The following is a 17,583-nucleotide window of genomic DNA, read 5'->3' as shown; positions in this document are numbered from 1 at the left end:
TTATAACCTTCCGGCGCTTTCGTTTCTTCTAACGTATACTTTCCTGGCACTAAGCTTTCGAATTTCACAACGCCGTCTTTATTCGTTGTTTTCGCTTCTCCAACTACTTGACCAGCTTCGTTCTTTAATTTAAATTCTGCACCCGCTAGAACTTTTCCACTCTCCGCATCTTTTTTGATTACTTGTAAGCTTCCTAGTTCTTTTGCATTTTCTATTTGTACTTCTACTACTTTGTTTGCTTCCACAACGACTTCAATTTCTTCTTTTAACAACTTATATCCTTGTGGTGCTTTCGTTTCTTTTAATGTGTATGTTCCTGGCTCTAATTTCTGAGAAATTACTTTACCAGTTTTATCTGTTCGTAACGTATCTACTTTTTTACCATCCTTATACACTTCGAATTCTGCATCTGATAATACTTTCGCTTTATCTTCTGCATCTACTTTCATAATTTCAAATTGACCTGTTACTTTTTCATTCATAACCTCTTGTTTTACTACTTCATTTGCTACAACATTTACTTCTACTGTTACTTCTAACGCCTTATAACCTTCCGGCGCTTTCGTTTCTTCTAACGTATACTTTCCTGGCACTAAGCTTTCGAATTTCACAACGCCGTCTTTATTCGTTGTTTTCGCTTCTCCAACTACTTGACCAGCTTCGTTCTTTAATTTAAATTCTGCACCTGCTAGAACTTTTCCACTCTCTGCATCCTTTTTGATTACTTGTAAGCTTCCTAGTTCTTTTGCGTTTTCTATTTGTACTTCTACTACTTTGTTTGCTTCCACAACGACTTCAATTTCTTCTTTTAACAACTTATATCCTTGTGGTGCTTTCGTTTCTTTTAATGTGTATGTTCCTGGTTCTAATTTCTGAGAAATTACTTTACCAGTTTTATCTGTTCGTAACGTATCTACTTTCTTGCTGTCTTTATACACTTCGAATTCTGCGTCTGATAATACTTTCGTTTTATCTTCCGCATCTACTTTCACGATTTCGAATTGACCCGTTACTTTTTCATTCGTAACTTCTTGTTTTACTACTTCGTTCGCTACAACGTTCACTTCTACTGTCACTTCTAGCGCTTTATAGCCTTCTGGCGCTTTTGTTTCCTCTAACGTGTACTTTCCTGGCACTACGTTTTCGAATTTCACAACACCGTCTTTATTCGTTGTTTTCGCTTCTCCAACTACTTGACCAGCTTCATTTTTCAGTTTAAATTCTGCACCTGCTAGAACTCTTCCACTCTCTGCATCCTTTTTGATTACTTGTAAGCTTCCTAGTTCTTTTGCATTTTCTACTTGTACTTCTACTACTTTGTCCGCTTCCACAACGACTTCAATTTCTTCTTTTAACAACTTATATCCTTGTGGTGCTTTCGTTTCTTTTAATGTGTACTTTCCTGGTTCTAATTTCTGAGAAACTACTTTACCAGTTTTATCTGTTCGTAACGTATCTACTTTTTTACCATCTTTATATACTTCGAATTCTGCGTCTGATAATACTTTCGTTTTATCTTCCGCATCTACTTTCACGATTTCAAATTGACCTGTTACTTTTTCGGGGATCTTTTTATTCACCACATCTACAGTCAATACTTTATTAGCCTCTACATCAACAGAAACTGAACTAGATGATAATTCATATCCTTTCGGTGCTTCTACTTCTTTTAATGTATAGCTTCCAACTGGAAGTCGTTTCGATAAGGCTTCACCTTTATCATCTGTAACAATTGTTTCCACAACTTTCCCATCTTTATCGATAACATCAAATTTTGCACCTGGCAGAAGTTGACCAGATTCACTATCTTTTTTCAATAATTTAAATTGGCCATTCTCTACTTTTTTCGTATTCTTCATAACAAGTTCAATTACGTTTGTATTATCAATTGTTACTTTGACTGGTGTATCAACTTTTATATATCCTTCTGGTGCATTTATTTCTTTTACAAAATAGTCACCAAGTGGTAAATCTTTAACTTCCGCAATACCCTTTTCGTTTGTTGTAACAGTAGCCACAACGTTATTATCTTTGTCTATAACATCAAATTTTGCGTCTTTTAAAACAATGTTTTTATCATTTTCATCAACTTTTTTAATTTGTAAATTTCCTTTTTCGGCTGCTGGTTTATTCCACTTTGGCCAGTTAAATTTAAAGTTATGAACCTCAAAACCATCTCTTTGGTGTAATCCTCCAACATAGGCTTGTCCATTAATAGAACCACCTTTTGTTTCTACAACTGCATTAGGTGCAAACACACTACCTACTACACCATAACCTTTAGTTGTTATCTTTGTAGCATTAGGAAATACCCAAATTACCTTACTAGCTAACTCAGTAAAAGATGAATTAGGGTCATATGCTTGAGATGTATTAATTAAATCCGTCGCCATCCCAGTATTTCTTGTATCATACAAAATTGCACCGCCACCAAAGCTCACTTCTTCTGCATCTGAATAAATAACAATAAAGTCTTTATTCTCTACATTCGGAAGAAAAACGTCTTTTACATCAAATGCTTTCTTTCCCGTCTGGCCTGAAGAGACGTAAATATTAGGGTTGTTTACATCTTCACCGATTCCAAAGCTCATATTAGGTTTTGGCTTATCAGTGTGTAGTTTACTTGCATCCCCAATTACACCATCAACGTCTTTTCTAAATTCTTTAAACTTAGCATCAATCTCCGCTTGCTCTTTATAAGAGATACGGTCATATGACGTTTTCATTGCGCCATCTGGGTCACCGTCTTTTTTCATCGCCACTGTTCCATCTTGAATAATTACTTGTCCTGCTCCCGCTTTCGTAAATTGACCGCCTAGTAATAATGATGGATATCCTTCATCTACCCAAGTTGCTCCAGCTAAGTTATTTGCTCCAGTTGCAGCCGCTACGACTGTATAACTTGATGCGTTCATATTTTTCTGAACAGCCATCGCACCTTCAATATCCGCACTCGTTGCACTATGATCTCCAAAAATGATGGCGTTGTAATAAGATACATCACCTAAACCTTTTAACTCTGTTGTAGCTGCCTCTGCTTTAAATGGTAAATGGATTAAAAAATTCATACATATTAGTAATACAACTATTAAACTACTACTTAACTTTTTAATTTTTTGATTAAATGATTTCCTCAAGAAATTCATTCCCCCTTTTAAACTTCCTAAAATCACAAAAAGAAGCACATTTCATATGTACCAGGTCTTACTCACATTAACTTAAAATAATCCATTTAAATACAACAAAGGAACGCTACAACTACTTAATAAAATTACTACAATTCATTTTTGAAATAATACGTGAACTAAACTGTCATGCGGAAATGCTTTTACGTATGGGAGCCCAATAAAATTAATCTGAAGAATATTTCATGTGGTGTAACTATTTTGACAACATCATTCACTTTACATTAGTTTTCTAAAGGATTCAAGTGAATTGTATGAATCCCATACACAATTCACAATTTAAAGCGTTTTCATTCATTTTAATAAGCTCAACAAAAAAAACGTAGCCAAAAAGCTACGTTTTTCTTTCATCGTTTCGGTGTATTTTTATGATTCTTCAAAAACGGAAGCGGGAATTGCTTACGGAAATGCTCTTTAATCATGTACTCTACACCGTTCTCACTATTTGAACGTGTAATCCAATCTGCTGCTTGCTTTAACTCTACAGGTGCGTTCCCCATCGCTACACCAAGTCCCACGTTTTCAATAACCTCTAAATCTTCCATACTATCTCCAATCGCAACCATTTCATTTAGCGAAATATTTAAATGCTCTCCAAGCAATTGTAATCCGCGTAACTTTGATACATTTTGCGGCAAGATTTCTATTCGTTTTGAATCACATTCAACATACTCTACATCTTGGAATGCTTTTCTTAATGTGTTCAGCCCTCTTTCTTTTTCACCCTTAGTTTGGAAAAGAACATCAATTTTTGGCGCCGCTACCGGATGGTCACGAAGCGCGTCACCTAACGAATCTACAAATTGAACTGGATAAAATAACGGATCTGCGCTTGATAATACAGTGCGCGCAATTAAGTTTGGTGTATTTCTCTCACGATTTCCTATCGAAAACCGTTCATGAGAAATACGTACGTTACAATCAAAGTGCTCTAACACTTGCACAATGTTAAAAGTCTTCTCTTCAGATAATCTTCTTTGAACGTACGGCTTATCTAACGTTGCTGAAACGAAAGCACCACCATGTGTCACTAATATAGAATCTAATTTTAACGCCTTTGCTACTTTATGAGCGGATTGAAAATTACGGCTCGTAAATAACGTAACGTATACATCTTTTCTTTTCACAAATTCAATTGTTTCTCTTAATCCTTTTGCAATTTTTCCATTGTTGTATAGTAGTGTCCCATCTATATTAAGAGCTAGTAAGCGATAAATCATGTCGCACTCCCCCTCTTCGCTGTTGTACTCTATCCATAATTTATGAAATACACCCGATAAATAGAACGAGTTAGAATTACTACTGAAAATTTGGTTTACTATATACATATACACTTAGTAAAGGAGATAGTACAATGCAGGCACCTCCTTCCTTTTATGAAGGCGATACGTTAGAAGTAGCAAAAAAATTACTCGGGCAAAAACTCGTTCATATTGTAGACGGAATAAAGCGAAGCGGAATCATTGTAGAAGTAGAAGCATATAAAGGCCCAGATGATAAGGCCGCACATAGTTACGGCGGCAGACGGACAGACCGCACAGAAGTCATGTTTGGCGCACCAGGGCATGCTTACGTATATTTAATTTACGGTATGTATCATTGTTTTAACGTTATTACAGCACCAGTTGGCACCCCGCAAGGTGTTCTCATTCGAGCCCTTGAGCCGGTAAATGGAATAGAAGAAATAAAACTAGCACGCTACAACAAAACAGACATTACAAAAGCGCAGTACAAAAATTTAACAAACGGTCCTGGCAAACTATGCCGTGCCCTCGGAATTACTTTAGAAGAACGAGGCTTATCATTACAAAGTGACACATTACATATTGAACTCGTCCCAAAAGATGAACACATATCATCACAATATAAAATAGCAGCAGGACCTCGTATTAATATCGACTATGCAGAAGAAGCTGTACATTATCCGTGGCGTTTTTATTATGAGGGGCATCCGTTTGTTTCAAAGAAGTAAGCATATGTTAAAGGGAGAGATTATGAGAGGCAAACCTGAACTAAAAATAGAATCAGAAAAAGTATATGAAACGAAGAAAAACCCAAATGGAATGTTTGTAGCAAGAATACTACAAATTCCGAAAGAAGAAGATAAACTAGACTTTGTCCTTATTTTACAAAATAAAAAAACGAAAAATATTATTTATAACAAAGTTTTAGTAACAACAGATAACGACTATTATTCTTTCCGACTCGCTCGTGGGAATATTAAATGGTCATCCTTATATACTGTTACAGTATGGGATGGGCTTGGACATCAATTAGTAGAAGTATCAGCCTTAACACTGGTAAAGAGAACTATTCTATTTCTGATGAGCATTGTTCCGCATATCGGGAGTAACTCAAAATAAAAGAGAAGCCGAATCGGCTTCTCTTTTACTCTGCACCTTCCGCAGTTGCAATATTATCCTCTAAGTTTTCTCTTGATAATTCAGCCGCCATAAAATCAGCTGTTTCTGGAAGTGCTAAATGCATATGAGCTTTTTGACAAATTTGGATCGTACAGTTTTCTATAACATAGTCGAAAACATGTCCACCCCCGCTTCTTTCATCATCAATATAATGTAAGTGGAATCCAGCTACACCAATACCTTGCGCATAATCTGGTGTCCAAAATCCAGCAAGCGTACCTTCTGTATTTTCAAATGAAAAGATTGGTTGTGATTTCGTCACTTCAACGAGCGGTGTATACGGTTTTTCTTGTCTTGGAACAGTTCTCGTTCTTACTTCACGGAACGTACCGTCCATTCGAATACCGTAAAATAAGTTTTTACTTGGCATTAATTCATGTAATAATGCTTCAACTTCTTCACGATTCATCGGACGCTCTACCGTATAACTCATTTCTTTTTCAAAAAACGTTACAGTCGCAAATGGTGTTGTTTCTTCTGGTTCTACTTTTTCTGCTGAACCGTCTGAACGTAAATGATAAAATTCATTATCAAATGCAATCATTTCACCATCTAATTGATCAAATGTGCCGATGCCAAAATCACCATGTTTTTTCAAATCTTCAAAGCTAATCACACCATCATATATACCATCTAATAGCGCAAGCATTGTAGATGTTTGATATACTTCATTACTCGTTTTCGTTTTTTTTGCATCAATATCAATTAATTGCGCAACAGTCATCTCAAATCTGCCTCCATTAGTTTAATTGGTTTGGTAATAATTTTTCGCTTAATTTAATATTGTCACGATAGTCAATTGGAATATCAATAATGACAGGACCATCTGCTGCTAATGCTTCTTTTAATACCCCTTCTAATTCATCAGGCGTGTTAACACGAAGACCTAACGCCCCGAAACTTTCCGCATATTTCACAAGATCAACATCGCCAAACTCTGTAGCTGATGTTCTGCCGTATTTCATCATTTGTTGGAATGCAACCATATCATATGTGCCGTCTCTCCAAACAAGATGGACGATTGGAGAATTTAAACGTACCGCCGTTTCTAACTCCATCGCTGAGAATAAGAAACCACCGTCACCTGATACGGAAACTACTTTTTTACCTGGTTCTACTAAAGTAGCTGCGATTGCCCAAGGAAGTGCAACACCTAACGTTTGCATGCCGTTACTAAATAATAATCTACGTGGTTCATAAGAACGGAAACATCTCGCCATCCAAATAGAATGGGAACCGATGTCACATGTAACAGTTGTATCGTCACTAATTAAAGAACGAAGTGTACGAATCACTTGAAGTGGGTGCGTAACACCCTCCGAAGCACGGTTCGGAACTTCTGCTTGTTCTGATAATTTTGCGCGTAATCGTTCTAACACCGCTTCTGATTTCGTACTTAATACAAGTTTCGGTAATTTCTCCGCGATGCTATTTACCGTTAAGGCAATATCACCAATTAATTCACGCTCTGGTTGGTAATCATGGTCGATATCTGCTTGATGGTCGTCAAGATGAATAATCGTTCTGTCGCCAAGTTTATTCCAAAACTTTGGATCATACTCGATTGGATCATAACCGATAGAAATCACAAGGTCTGCTTCTTCTAGTAAAATATCACCTGGTTGGTTACGGAATAATCCAACGCGGCCGAAGAAATGATCTTCTAACTCACGTGAAATCGCACCAGCTGCTTGATATGTTTCAACGACAGGAAGTTCTGTATCCGCAATTAATTTACGAACAGCTTTCGTCACTTCATTTGTGCTCGCTCTCATACCGAGTAAAATAACTGGTAATTTCGCTGATTTTATTTTTTCTACTACATATGTAATATCATTTGTGGGAGCGATTCCAAGCTGTGGCTTAGAAAGCGCACCGATAGACTCTACAGTTGTTTCCGCAGTCATAACGTCTTGCGGAAGACTTACTAAAGTAGCTCCCGGATTTGTGGAAGTCGCACTTCGAAATGCATTACTAAGTGCTTCTGGCACATTATCAGGATGCTCTACTTCTACGCTATATTTTGTGATTGGTTCGAATAGTGCAGCATTATCCATAGATTGATGCGTACGTTTTAATCGATCCGTACGCGGTACTGCACCAGCTAAAGCAACAACGGGATCACTCTCCGCATTCGCAGTAACAAGACCTGTCGCTAAATTTGATGTCCCTGGTCCTGAAGTTACAAGACATACGCCCGGTTTCCCTGTTAATCTACCAATAGCAGCTGCCATAAATGCTGCATTTTGTTCATGACGACAAACGATTAACTCTGGTCCTCTTTCTTGCAATACATCAAATACAGAGTCAATCTTTGCTCCTGGAATACCGAAAACATGTGTAACACCTTGTTTAATTAAACAATCAACAACAAGATCTGCTCCTTTTGTTTTTGTCTTCACGTCGTTTGCTTTTACACCTGTACTCAAAACTAATCATCCCTTTATTTCATAATGTGTGTAATAAAGATTTTAATTTCACCTAGTTAATTAAGCTGGTGAAGTATCATTTATCATTATATTACAAATGCATTATTTTTCCAACAATATGAATTCGACATTATTTTGACAAGATTTAAAGAATACGCTTACAACCTTTTGTTTATCTTAAAATAACATTTTTATATCTCTTCTAAAAATGTACAAAAATACTTCCATCCATTCACATTATTAACAATTTTACAGTACCTTGCAAAGAATAATAGTAAGTGATATATTTGTAAATAATGGAACACCCATTATTTGTAATTTTATTCACAATTAGTATATCTCCTTTCAAAAAGTAGATATAGATTGTGTGTGCTGTTTAGAAAAAAGATAGGATTTTCAGCCATAATTCATCATTTTATAAAGGAAAGTGATCGTTATGAACAAGAGTGAATTTTTAGAACAACTTATTTCTTCCCTACGGAATATGCCTAATTCAGAAAAGGAGGATATTATCTCGGAGTACGAAACTCATTTTATTAGTGGTAAACAAGATGGAATATCTGAAGAGGAAATTTCTAAAAAGCTAGGAAACCCTAAAACCATTGCTAAAGAACTTACTGTTTCCTATGCAATAAGCAATGCTGACAGTAAACGAAGCTTCAAAAATATGATAATTGCACTTTTTTCTGTTATGAGCTTAAGTGTTTTAAACTTTGCCTTTATCTTTATCGCCTTTTTCGTACTACTCTTTTTATTACCGATTCTTCTAGCACTTATCATTGCCACGCCAGTATTAATTATTTCGCCTATTTTATTAATAGGATTAGGATTCTTTAAAGGGTTTCATCAAATTAGTTATTCCGATGTTTATAATGTGTTCATCGCTTTTTGCGTCGGTTTACTCATATCCGTCATATCTTATCAAATGGTAAAACATCTATATGCACTTTTAGTAAAGTATTTGAAATGGAATATTGCTATTTTACAAAGACACTAATGAATGTAAAAGGAGATTAAAATGAAGAAATATACTTTATATTCACTCATGCTACTTACTCTTTTATTTCTATCAGCTTGTTCAAACAGTGTACAACCTAAGGAAGAAAACGATGTACAATCTATTAAAGATGTTGCTATTAAAGTTCCAGAAAATATATTTAGTTCCTCAAAGAAAAACGAAACTATTAGTGAAGACGAAATGAAACAAAATATAAAAAATTATATAGATTATAGTTGGGAGTTATCTGAAAATATTATCCCTCTCGCTTCAACAAATTCTGATAAGAATTTCACGGAATCTGACCGAGAAAAATTACAAAAACTAATTGATTTAGCGAAACAAAACGATATGAATTTCCATGAGTTTATTAGTAATAATAATTTACCTACTGATTATAAAAAACCTTCAAAAGAAATCTATGCATTTATGTCATCATCTACGGATATTTTCGTAGAGCTAGATCAAGAATTAGACAAACTCACCCAAGATGGTAACTTATTCAAAGCCAATTTTTCTTTTACAAAACGCCTTGAGAAAATAAATGGGAGGAAACAAAAAGAGATTGAAACGTTTTTGAACGAAAAAAATATTAAAACTTCAATTAACAGCAATAAAAAAAATTAACAGATGTGTTACATATCCCTTTCAAAATAACCAATAAGAAATGGCTATTTTGAAAGGGAGTTTTTGTGGTATAACTATTAAATTCCCTAAACAAAAAAGACACTCCTAAACTAGGAGCGTCTTCCACTATTACGCTTGTTGTTGCGCGCTATATAATTCTTCAAGTGGCTTCATGATAATTTTGTTAACGTCACCGATTACAACGTTTAGGCGTTGCTCAGTTTCCATTAATTTTGTAATTTTAGCATCTTGTTGAATGCGAGCTACAACTTCTTGTGCTTGTTGGTTGTCTTCTTCAGTGATTTCTTGGCCTTGCATCATTTTTTGTTGTAGGCTAAGTTGCATTGTACGGAACTCATCGAATAAGTTCTTTGAAGCTGTGTCAGCTTGAACTGCTGCGTAGCTCTCTTTTAAAGTTTTGAAGTCTTCGTTTTCAGCGATTGCTTTTTGTAATTCATATGCAACATCATGAATGTTCTTTGTCATTTTATTTTTCCTCCTTTAGAAGGCTAGCGCTTTTCATACGCACTGCCTTTTCAGTGCATTTACATACGCACCTCTTCTTACCATATCAAACTATGCAAGAGATGTGAAGAAATTTCACTTTTATTTCTATGTACTCACCTTATTATCTAAGAAACAATAGTAACAATCCTTGTACGAGTCCGATCATTCCACCTAATAATGCTCCTAAATACGTAATCATTTTCAATTCGTTTTTCGTAATAGACAGAACTAAGTCTTCTAATCTTTCCGTTGAGAATGTAGACACTTCTTGCTGGACAATTTCCGCAAGGTGTAGATTATTTAGTATACTCTCTACGTTTTCTGTTCCCCACTTCAAGCCTTTCTTTACTGCACTTGGAACCACTTTTTCAATAATTGTTTCTCGAACCGGCTCACATACTTGCTGAACAGATTGATTTAAAAACTTACTCACTGTTTCCTCTACTTTAACTGCTGACAGCACGGAGCTTACAATCATTTCTTTCTCTACAAATGCTTCTAATTCTTTTACATCTCTTCCTTTTAACTTTTCCCACTCTTTTTGCAGTACGTCAGTTAAAAGCTGCTTTGTACCATCTTGACCTAAAAACTTAATAACTTCTGGCTGCACACGATCCACTACACTTACATTTCCTAAAAACATTCCGACTAAGTTAAGTAGCGTTCCGCGAGAAGCAAAGAAATCATCAATCATTTTTGAAAGACGTGCTTTCCCTTCTTCACTTTCAAAAAAGCTAATTCCTCGCTCTAAAATAAACGCCGAGACATTCGGAATCGCATTCTCTACTTTTTCATTTACAGAATGAGGTAAAGCCTGTTCCCATGTATATGTATAATACTCTGCTAAAAATGCATGAATTTTTTCTGTAATAACATGTTCGATTTTTCGAGTCGCTTCTTCTTCTACATGCGCTACATTCCATTTTTCTAACATATGTCGCAGTGATTGTTCATTCGTAATTACTTTATCCACTTCCACTTGCGCCCAGTGAATTAAACCTTTTTGAAACTCTTCATTTGTTAGCTTTTTTCCAATTCCTTCTGGTGTTAACAAATGTTCTACAACCATATTTCCTAATTGAACAGCAAGTTCATCACGACGCTTCGGAATTAACCCTGGTGTAAATGGAACTTGAAACTTTCCGATATAAATAGGACGATGAGGACGAAATAACATTTTTATCGCTAAATGATTCGTATATCCCCCAATAATTGCTCCGAGTCCTGTCGTCGTTAACATATTTAACCATATATTCATTACAATCAACCTTTCACTTCTCCAAAACTATAGCATATCATCATACGGACAAAAGTATAATGGTATAAAAACGTATTTGCAATATATAGCTTCGCCTATTATGCAAATAGTAGTAAAGGAGTGATTTCGTTGGTTCTCGGTCTTTTAGCTTCTAAATTTCATTACGAACAAACGTATTACACCGAAATCGCTAAACGCGCTCGGCTTTATCATAATGTCGTTGCCCAGTTTACGCCATTTTGTATTGATCCTAAAACAGACCTTATTTCTGGTCTTATTTACGATACAGATACAGGAAAATGGAAAGAGCAAACATTCCCTATTCCTTCTTATATATATGATCGTTATTCTTTTCACGAGGAAACAGACTTTGAAAAAGCAAAATCAATTATTCACTCTTTGCACAATCGTCCTTCCACTACCTTTTTAAATAACACACTTATTAATTTAAGTGAACTACATGATTTATTTCTCACTAATAAAAAACTGTCTCCTTATATACCAAAATTTGAAATTGCAACGATACAAAACATTTTCAAACTGTTGTTAAAAACTAAAGATATTATTATACGCCCCACTAATATACATTCTAAGGATAACTTATATCGAATTGCTTACAAAAATAAAACGTTTCATATCGATACAGTAAATGAAAAATACCATACTTCTATTACAATCAAACGGACAGACGAATTTATATCTTGGTGTAAATCTAACATACGTTCATCCCGTTACATAGCGCACACTATGCTACAACCACCAAATCAATTAACATATCCACTCCACATTCGAACCATTTTGCAAAAAAACAAAGAACAAACTTGGACTGTTATCGGTCAATTTATACAAAAAAGCTCATTTCCTAATCAACTTTTACCCTCAGCAACGGACGATGATTCATTGCATTCATTTTCAAAAATTAAATACGTACTATCTAGTACGGGTGTGCAACTATTGCACGACGCTTTACATGACATTATAAATGAAGTATTCCAAACACTAGATCAGTCTTATTCTTCGTTATTTGAACTAGAACTTTCCACAATTATGGATCAAAAAGGTGCAATCTGGCTTATGTATGTCAACACGATCCCTTCTTACGAACAATACATTCGTCATAGTGATTCATTAGCTGAAAAGATATTTCACGGACCACTTAAATTCAGTCGCTTTACACCATAATGAAAGGAGGTAAACCTATTTTGAAAGAACATATATATACATTAAACATTTCAGATGAACATCCAAATAGCATTACTTTACCTTACGTTTTTTCTATTACACCACCTATTACATCCCTCTCCTTCGGTATACGTCACCTTGCAAGTGAAGAGGTGAAAATTCATTATTCCTTTACTCGCGAAATTATTATCGGAAAACATATTGCCGAAAAACTTTTACTACCTCAATCCACTACTATTCATGCATTCACACAAAACCAAACAATTATTTTCGGACCATTAATCGGCATTTTTACAACTGGCTTTAACGATGATTCTTCTAACCCTTTAGGAAATCGTTCAATTGCTCTCAGTGAGTTGTTAACACCACCATTCTCATTACGACCGTTCGTATTCGTCTTTGGCGTTCAACATATAAACTGGGAAGAAGAAACGATTGAAGGATATTTCTTTCAAGAGAAACAATGGATAAAGAAAAAGGTCCCTTTACCAAATGTCATTTACGATCGATTACCGAATCGACAAGCGGAAAATTATAAACCAATCGTCAGAGCAAAAAGAAAGTTAGAACAAGACTACTCCATTCCATGGTTTAACCCAGGTTTTTTCAACAAATGGGAAGTTCATCAACTTCTTATGAAAGACGAATCAATTAGACCCTTATTACCAAACACAGAAGCATTTCAGCATTTTGAACAAGTAGAACGGTTTCTTGGCACGTATAAATCTGTGTACATGAAACCAATACACGGGAGCTTTGGTAGAAATATTCATCAAATATTTTATTCTCAAACAGAGAATTGCTACTACTGTCGTTATCGCGAAAATGAAGAAAATAAACTAAGAAAGTATCAATCATTAGAAACTCTTCTAAACCACGTATTAAAAGGACATGATTTAAAAAAGTTTATCGTACAGCAAGGTATTTCGTTACTTCGCTTCGATGGGCAACCTGTTGATTTCCGCATTCATACAAATAAAAATCATTTCGGTAATTGGATAGTTAGTGCAATCGTCGCCAAAATTGCCGGCAAAGGCAGTTTAACAACGCACGTAAATAGCGGCGGTGATACAAAATTGCTACAAGAGCTTTTTCCAGATTCAACGAAACAAGTTCAAATTGAAAATAAATTAAAACATACTGCCTTACAAATAAGTTACGCGCTCGATGAACAAGTAACCGGAAATATTGGAGAAATCGGTTTTGATATCGGTTTAGACACAAAGGAAAATCCGTGGCTCTTTGAAGCCAACTCTAAACCTGGGCGAACTGTATTCCAAGATAAAAAATTAAAAGAGCAAAGTGAACTGACGCGCCAGTTATTTTACGAATATGCCGTCTACTTAACTGAACATTCTTTACGTGATACAAAAGAAAAAATGTCTCAAATAAAATCAGGGGCTTCATCAAACACCGAACATATCCCTTCTCCTATGATTCACTCACAAATACAAAAACAAAAACTTCCACCTAGATAATAAGGTGGAAGTTTTCTATTTACACAAGTTTCACTACAACCTCAGTTTCCACGTTACATACTCCGCAATAAAAAACATGATTGCAATATTCATTTGAATTATTATGCGTTAAACCATCTACTGCACTTAATAATTCTTGATCCATATAGGCACTATAATCGTCTATGTAATCTACAGACTTCCCATAATCTTGGAGTATACTTTGGCAATTTTGACAAGAATATGTTTGTGATTCTAATGCGTTGCAAAGCGGGCAAATCCCCATCATGATTCCTCCATACGTTATCGTTTAAAGCCTCTCTTTTTTAGATTGAAGAGAGCACCTACCCATGCATAGGAGCGGTCACTCACTCCATCCCTACTTAAAAATAGAACTATGAAGTTGCTACCGATTTCATTTCAATAAATCATAAATAAGAAGCTAATGATTAGCCTACAAGTAGCAGGCTACAATGAGAAAATTATATTTAATATCCTCCTTAGTTTGGCCTGTTTTCTTAAAAATACAACGATTACTCTTATTTCATAATTTACGAAATCAATACGTTTTTTTGACAAAATTTACAAATTATTATTTTGTATATCTTTCTAGGTAACATCCATACTATGAGTACAAACTTAATTACCGATGGATTAGCGCCAACCGGGGCGATAATCTGGTTCAACTCCAGCTAGTCCAACCAAAAAAAATTTTTATAACTCTAAGGAGGATATATTCCTATGGCAAACCAAAATTCTTCAAATCAATTAGTAGTACCAGGTGCAACAGCTGCAATCGATCAAATGAAGTACGAAATCGCTCAAGAATTTGGTGTACAATTAGGAGCAGATTCTACGGCTCGCGCTAACGGTTCAGTTGGTGGAGAAATTACAAAACGCCTAGTTGCAATGGCTGAACAAAGCCTTGGCGGATTCCAAAAATAAATATATATGGCAAAAAGGTCTCAGGGCATATACCCTGAGACCTTTCTTAATTTACTGCAACATTTGTAAAAACTTTTTCGTGCGTTCTTCTTTTGGATTTGTAAATACATCTTCTGGTGTACCTTGTTCGACAACGACACCACCATCCATGAAAATAACACGGTTGGCAATTTGATGTGCAAAACGCATTTCGTGCGTTACAATAACCATCGTCATGCCTTCTTTAGCAAGTTCTTTCATGACTTTTAAAACCTCTTGAACAAGTTCAGGATCAAGCGCTGAAGTCGGCTCATCAAATAGTAACACTTCTGGCTCCATCGCAAGCGCACGCGCAATTCCAACGCGCTGTTGTTGTCCACCTGATAATTGGAATGGATATAAATCCACTTTATCTGCTAAACCAACTTTTTCAAGGAAATAGTTTGCTTTTTTCTTTGCTTCTTCTTTCCCTACTTTTTTCACTGTAATGAGCCCTTCCATTACATTCTGAAGTGCTGTTAAATGAGGGAATAAGTTATGGTGCTGGAAGACCATACCTGTTTGTGTACGAAGATTTACAATATCTTTCTTCGATACTTTTTGAGCGAAATTAAGCTCTTTATTACCGATGCTAATATTACCAGCATCCGGTGTTTCTAGTACGTTGAGACAACGCAAGAATGTCGTTTTACCAGATCCAGACGGCCCAATAATAACAACAACCTCGCCCTTCTCAACTGTTAAATCTATATGCTTTAGTACGGTATTATCTCCGAAACTTTTTTGTAAATGTTGAATTGAAATCATAAAAACAAAAACTCCTTTTGTAAAAGGATTATTTTAACGTATAGCGTTCTGAACGCTTTTCTAACATCTGTTGTACGATTGATAATAAGAAACAAATAACCCAATAAATAAGACCTGCTTCAAAATAAACAATTAAAAATTCGTAGTTCATCGCCGCAATTTCCTGCGCTTTTCGGAACATTTCTGTTACTAAAATTAACGATGCTAATGAAGTATCCTTCACTAAGCTAATAAATGTATTTGAAAGCGGCGGGATTGATACACGCGTCGCTTGTGGTAAAATAACACGTTTTAACGCTTGCGGGTATGTCATCCCAATTGTGTAAGCTGCTTCCCACTGCCCTTTCGGAATGGAAAGGATAGAAGCACGAATAATTTCCGATGCATATGCACCGACATTTAATGAAAATCCAACAACTGCTGCTGTATATGGCTCAACTTCAATATTAAGAGTTGGAAGTCCATAGAAAATAATAAATAATTGTACAAGAAGTGGCGTTCCGCGAATGATAGATACATAGATACGAGCAATCCATTGTAAAATACGACTACCAGAAATACGTGCGAGCGCTGTTAACGTTGCCAGTATAATCCCGATAATAAATGTAATAAGCGTTAATGGAATTGTTGTAAAAACAGCTTCCTTCAGCATAGGCATGAAGGAAGACTGCATAATATCTGTCCAAGTAGACAATCGATCTGAAACCAATGCACTACTTAGATACATTTTCACCGAACCATTTTTTCGTTATTTTGTCATACGTACCGTCTTTTTTCATATCTTCTAACGCTTTATCTACTTCTTGTACAAGCTTATCGCTACCTTTACGGAATAAGAATCCACTTTGTGAAGCTTCTTTTTCTGTATCTACAATTTTAATTTTTGCATCTTTTTTCGTTTCTAAATAATTTAATACTGATAACTTATCATTAATTGTAAAATCAACGCGTCCTGAAGCTAATAATTCTGCCGCTTGGCTAAATCCTTCTACACCAATAATTTCCGCACCATTTTTCTTAGCGATATCTGCATAGTTACTCGTTAAAGATTGTGCTCCTTTTAACCCTTTTACATCAGCAAATGTAGCAGGCTTATCTTTATCTTTTGCAATAACTAATGCCGCTGAAGAGGAAACGTATGGCTTAGAGAAATCATATTTCTTTTGACGATCTTCACGAATACCAACTTCGTTCGCAACCATATCGAAACGTTTTGCATCTAGGCCAGCAAGTAAGCTATCCCATTGTGTTTCTTTAAATACAGGCTTTACACCTAAACGTTTTGCAACTTCTTCCGATAGTTCAACGTCAAATCCAGTTAATTTATTGCTTGAATCGTGGAACGTAAATGGTGGATATGTACCTTCTGTACCAATTACAAGTTCACCGCTTTGTTTAATCTTTTGTAACGCATCTTGACTAGCTGTATCTTTTTTCTCTTCTTTACCGCAGCCGGCTACAATCCCGATCGCTAATGTAGTTACTGCAAGCACTGAAAATAATTTCTTCATGATTGTAATCCTCCAAGTATTCTGATAGGAATTTAAAAACTATATTGATTGTATGCAATCTTGAACAATTTTTCAATGAAAATGTTCTTATTTAGTTTATCCTTTTTCTTCATAATCAAACAAAAGGGAAAAATAACGCTACATACAAAAAATAAGTAACATTTTTTAATATAGCATTTATAAAGAAAAAGGTAAAACAATACTTCTTATTTAACTGTCGTAATTCGCTAAAGAGTCGACATGTTCATCAATAAAAAAGAACTTGTGAAAATCACA

General features: G+C 35.4%; 16 protein-coding genes and 1 pseudogene. 7 read left to right on the top strand and 10 right to left on the bottom strand.

The features are described from left to right. Nucleotides 1-3,146: MSCRAMM family protein (locus tag ACO6VI_RS17380; protein ID WP_422423727.1), on the bottom strand; the 3,146-nt coding region annotated here is incomplete at its 3' end. Nucleotides 3,147-3,532: 386 nt separating this feature from the next. Further along, on the bottom strand, nt 3,533-4,405 hold the full coding sequence (locus tag ACO6VI_RS17375; RefSeq protein WP_000640430.1) for a Cof-type HAD-IIB family hydrolase: 873 nt from the start codon (nt 4,403-4,405) through the stop codon (nt 3,533-3,535). A gap of 134 nt (nt 4,406-4,539) precedes the next feature. Here ACO6VI_RS17375 and ACO6VI_RS17370 point away from each other — a divergent pair, with 134 nt between their 5' ends. Beyond that, nucleotides 4,540-5,157, top strand: a complete 618-nt coding sequence (locus ACO6VI_RS17370) for a DNA-3-methyladenine glycosylase (protein WP_001148798.1) — start codon at nt 4,540-4,542, stop codon at nt 5,155-5,157. A 22-nt stretch (nt 5,158-5,179) separates the two neighbouring features. Continuing rightward, a pseudogene (locus ACO6VI_RS17365) lies at nt 5,180-5,538 on the top strand (hypothetical protein). 35 nt (nt 5,539-5,573) lie between these two features. Here ACO6VI_RS17365 and alsD read toward each other — a convergent pair. Further along, on the bottom strand, nt 5,574-6,332 hold the full coding sequence (alsD, locus tag ACO6VI_RS17360) for an alpha-acetolactate decarboxylase (protein ID WP_000215024.1): 759 nt from the start codon (nt 6,330-6,332) through the stop codon (nt 5,574-5,576). 16 nt (nt 6,333-6,348) lie between these two features. Further along, complete coding sequence (alsS, locus tag ACO6VI_RS17355) at nt 6,349-8,037, bottom strand: acetolactate synthase AlsS (RefSeq protein ID WP_023521267.1); 1,689 nt, start codon at nt 8,035-8,037, stop codon at nt 6,349-6,351. Between the two features lie 436 nt (nt 8,038-8,473). Here alsS and ACO6VI_RS17350 point away from each other — a divergent pair, with 436 nt between their 5' ends. Next, on the top strand, nt 8,474-9,034 hold the full coding sequence (locus ACO6VI_RS17350; RefSeq protein WP_088021530.1) for an HAAS signaling domain-containing protein: 561 nt from the start codon (nt 8,474-8,476) through the stop codon (nt 9,032-9,034). A gap of 21 nt (nt 9,035-9,055) precedes the next feature. Then, nucleotides 9,056-9,661 carry an NDxxF motif lipoprotein gene (locus tag ACO6VI_RS17345; RefSeq protein WP_074554193.1) on the top strand — a complete coding sequence of 202 codons (606 nt, stop codon included), beginning with the start codon at nt 9,056-9,058 and terminating at the stop codon, nt 9,659-9,661. A gap of 129 nt (nt 9,662-9,790) precedes the next feature. Here ACO6VI_RS17345 and ACO6VI_RS17340 read toward each other — a convergent pair whose 3' ends face one another. Beyond that, nucleotides 9,791-10,147 carry a YlbF/YmcA family competence regulator gene (locus ACO6VI_RS17340; protein WP_000164614.1) on the bottom strand — a complete coding sequence of 119 codons (357 nt, stop codon included), beginning with the start codon at nt 10,145-10,147 and terminating at the stop codon, nt 9,791-9,793. A 142-nt stretch (nt 10,148-10,289) separates the two neighbouring features. Beyond that, complete coding sequence (locus tag ACO6VI_RS17335; RefSeq protein WP_002060818.1) at nt 10,290-11,426, bottom strand: DUF445 domain-containing protein; 1,137 nt, start codon at nt 11,424-11,426, stop codon at nt 10,290-10,292. Between the two features lie 129 nt (nt 11,427-11,555). Between ACO6VI_RS17335 and ACO6VI_RS17330 the strand changes: the two genes are divergently transcribed. Both ACO6VI_RS17330 and ACO6VI_RS17325 read left to right on the top strand, forming a co-directional pair. Beyond that, nucleotides 11,556-12,608 (top strand): YheC/YheD family protein, encoded by a 1,053-nt coding sequence (locus tag ACO6VI_RS17330; RefSeq protein WP_063546557.1) that lies wholly within the window; start codon nt 11,556-11,558, stop codon nt 12,606-12,608. A gap of 20 nt (nt 12,609-12,628) precedes the next feature. Further along, entirely contained in the window at nt 12,629-14,086 is a 1,458-nt protein-coding gene (locus ACO6VI_RS17325) for a YheC/YheD family protein (protein ID WP_000658108.1), read from the top strand. 19 nt (nt 14,087-14,105) lie between these two features. On the opposite strand, the gene ACO6VI_RS17320 is transcribed toward ACO6VI_RS17325, so the two are convergent. Beyond that, the gene (locus ACO6VI_RS17320; RefSeq protein WP_000510477.1) at nt 14,106-14,351 is read right to left on the bottom strand and encodes a hypothetical protein; all 246 of its coding nucleotides are present in this window, start codon (nt 14,349-14,351) and stop codon (nt 14,106-14,108) included. A 455-nt stretch (nt 14,352-14,806) separates the two neighbouring features. Between ACO6VI_RS17320 and sasP the strand changes: the two genes are divergently transcribed. Further along, nucleotides 14,807-15,010, top strand: coding sequence for a small acid-soluble spore protein, SasP family (gene sasP / locus ACO6VI_RS17315; protein ID WP_000013339.1), 204 nt, complete (start codon nt 14,807-14,809; stop codon nt 15,008-15,010). Between the two features lie 51 nt (nt 15,011-15,061). Here sasP and ACO6VI_RS17310 read toward each other — a convergent pair whose 3' ends face one another. From ACO6VI_RS17310 to ACO6VI_RS17300, 3 genes are read right to left on the bottom strand one after another with little or no spacing between them, the layout of a single operon-like run. After that, nucleotides 15,062-15,796, bottom strand: a complete 735-nt coding sequence (locus tag ACO6VI_RS17310) for an amino acid ABC transporter ATP-binding protein (RefSeq protein WP_000623598.1) — start codon at nt 15,794-15,796, stop codon at nt 15,062-15,064. A 28-nt stretch (nt 15,797-15,824) separates the two neighbouring features. Continuing rightward, the gene (locus ACO6VI_RS17305; RefSeq protein ID WP_000281502.1) at nt 15,825-16,523 is read right to left on the bottom strand and encodes an amino acid ABC transporter permease; all 699 of its coding nucleotides are present in this window, start codon (nt 16,521-16,523) and stop codon (nt 15,825-15,827) included. Continuing rightward, complete coding sequence (locus ACO6VI_RS17300; RefSeq protein WP_000732858.1) at nt 16,510-17,307, bottom strand: amino acid ABC transporter substrate-binding protein; 798 nt, start codon at nt 17,305-17,307, stop codon at nt 16,510-16,512. The genes ACO6VI_RS17305 and ACO6VI_RS17300 overlap by 14 nt, the downstream gene beginning before the upstream one ends. Nucleotides 17,308-17,583: the final 276 nt, after the last annotated feature.

Source organism: Bacillus sp. PSXD-155, from assembly GCF_049310765.1.
Classification (GTDB): domain Bacteria; phylum Bacillota; class Bacilli; order Bacillales; family Bacillaceae_G; genus Bacillus_A; species Bacillus_A cereus.
Note: the sequence above shows the minus strand (reverse complement) of the source record. Positions and strands in the feature narration are given on the sequence as shown.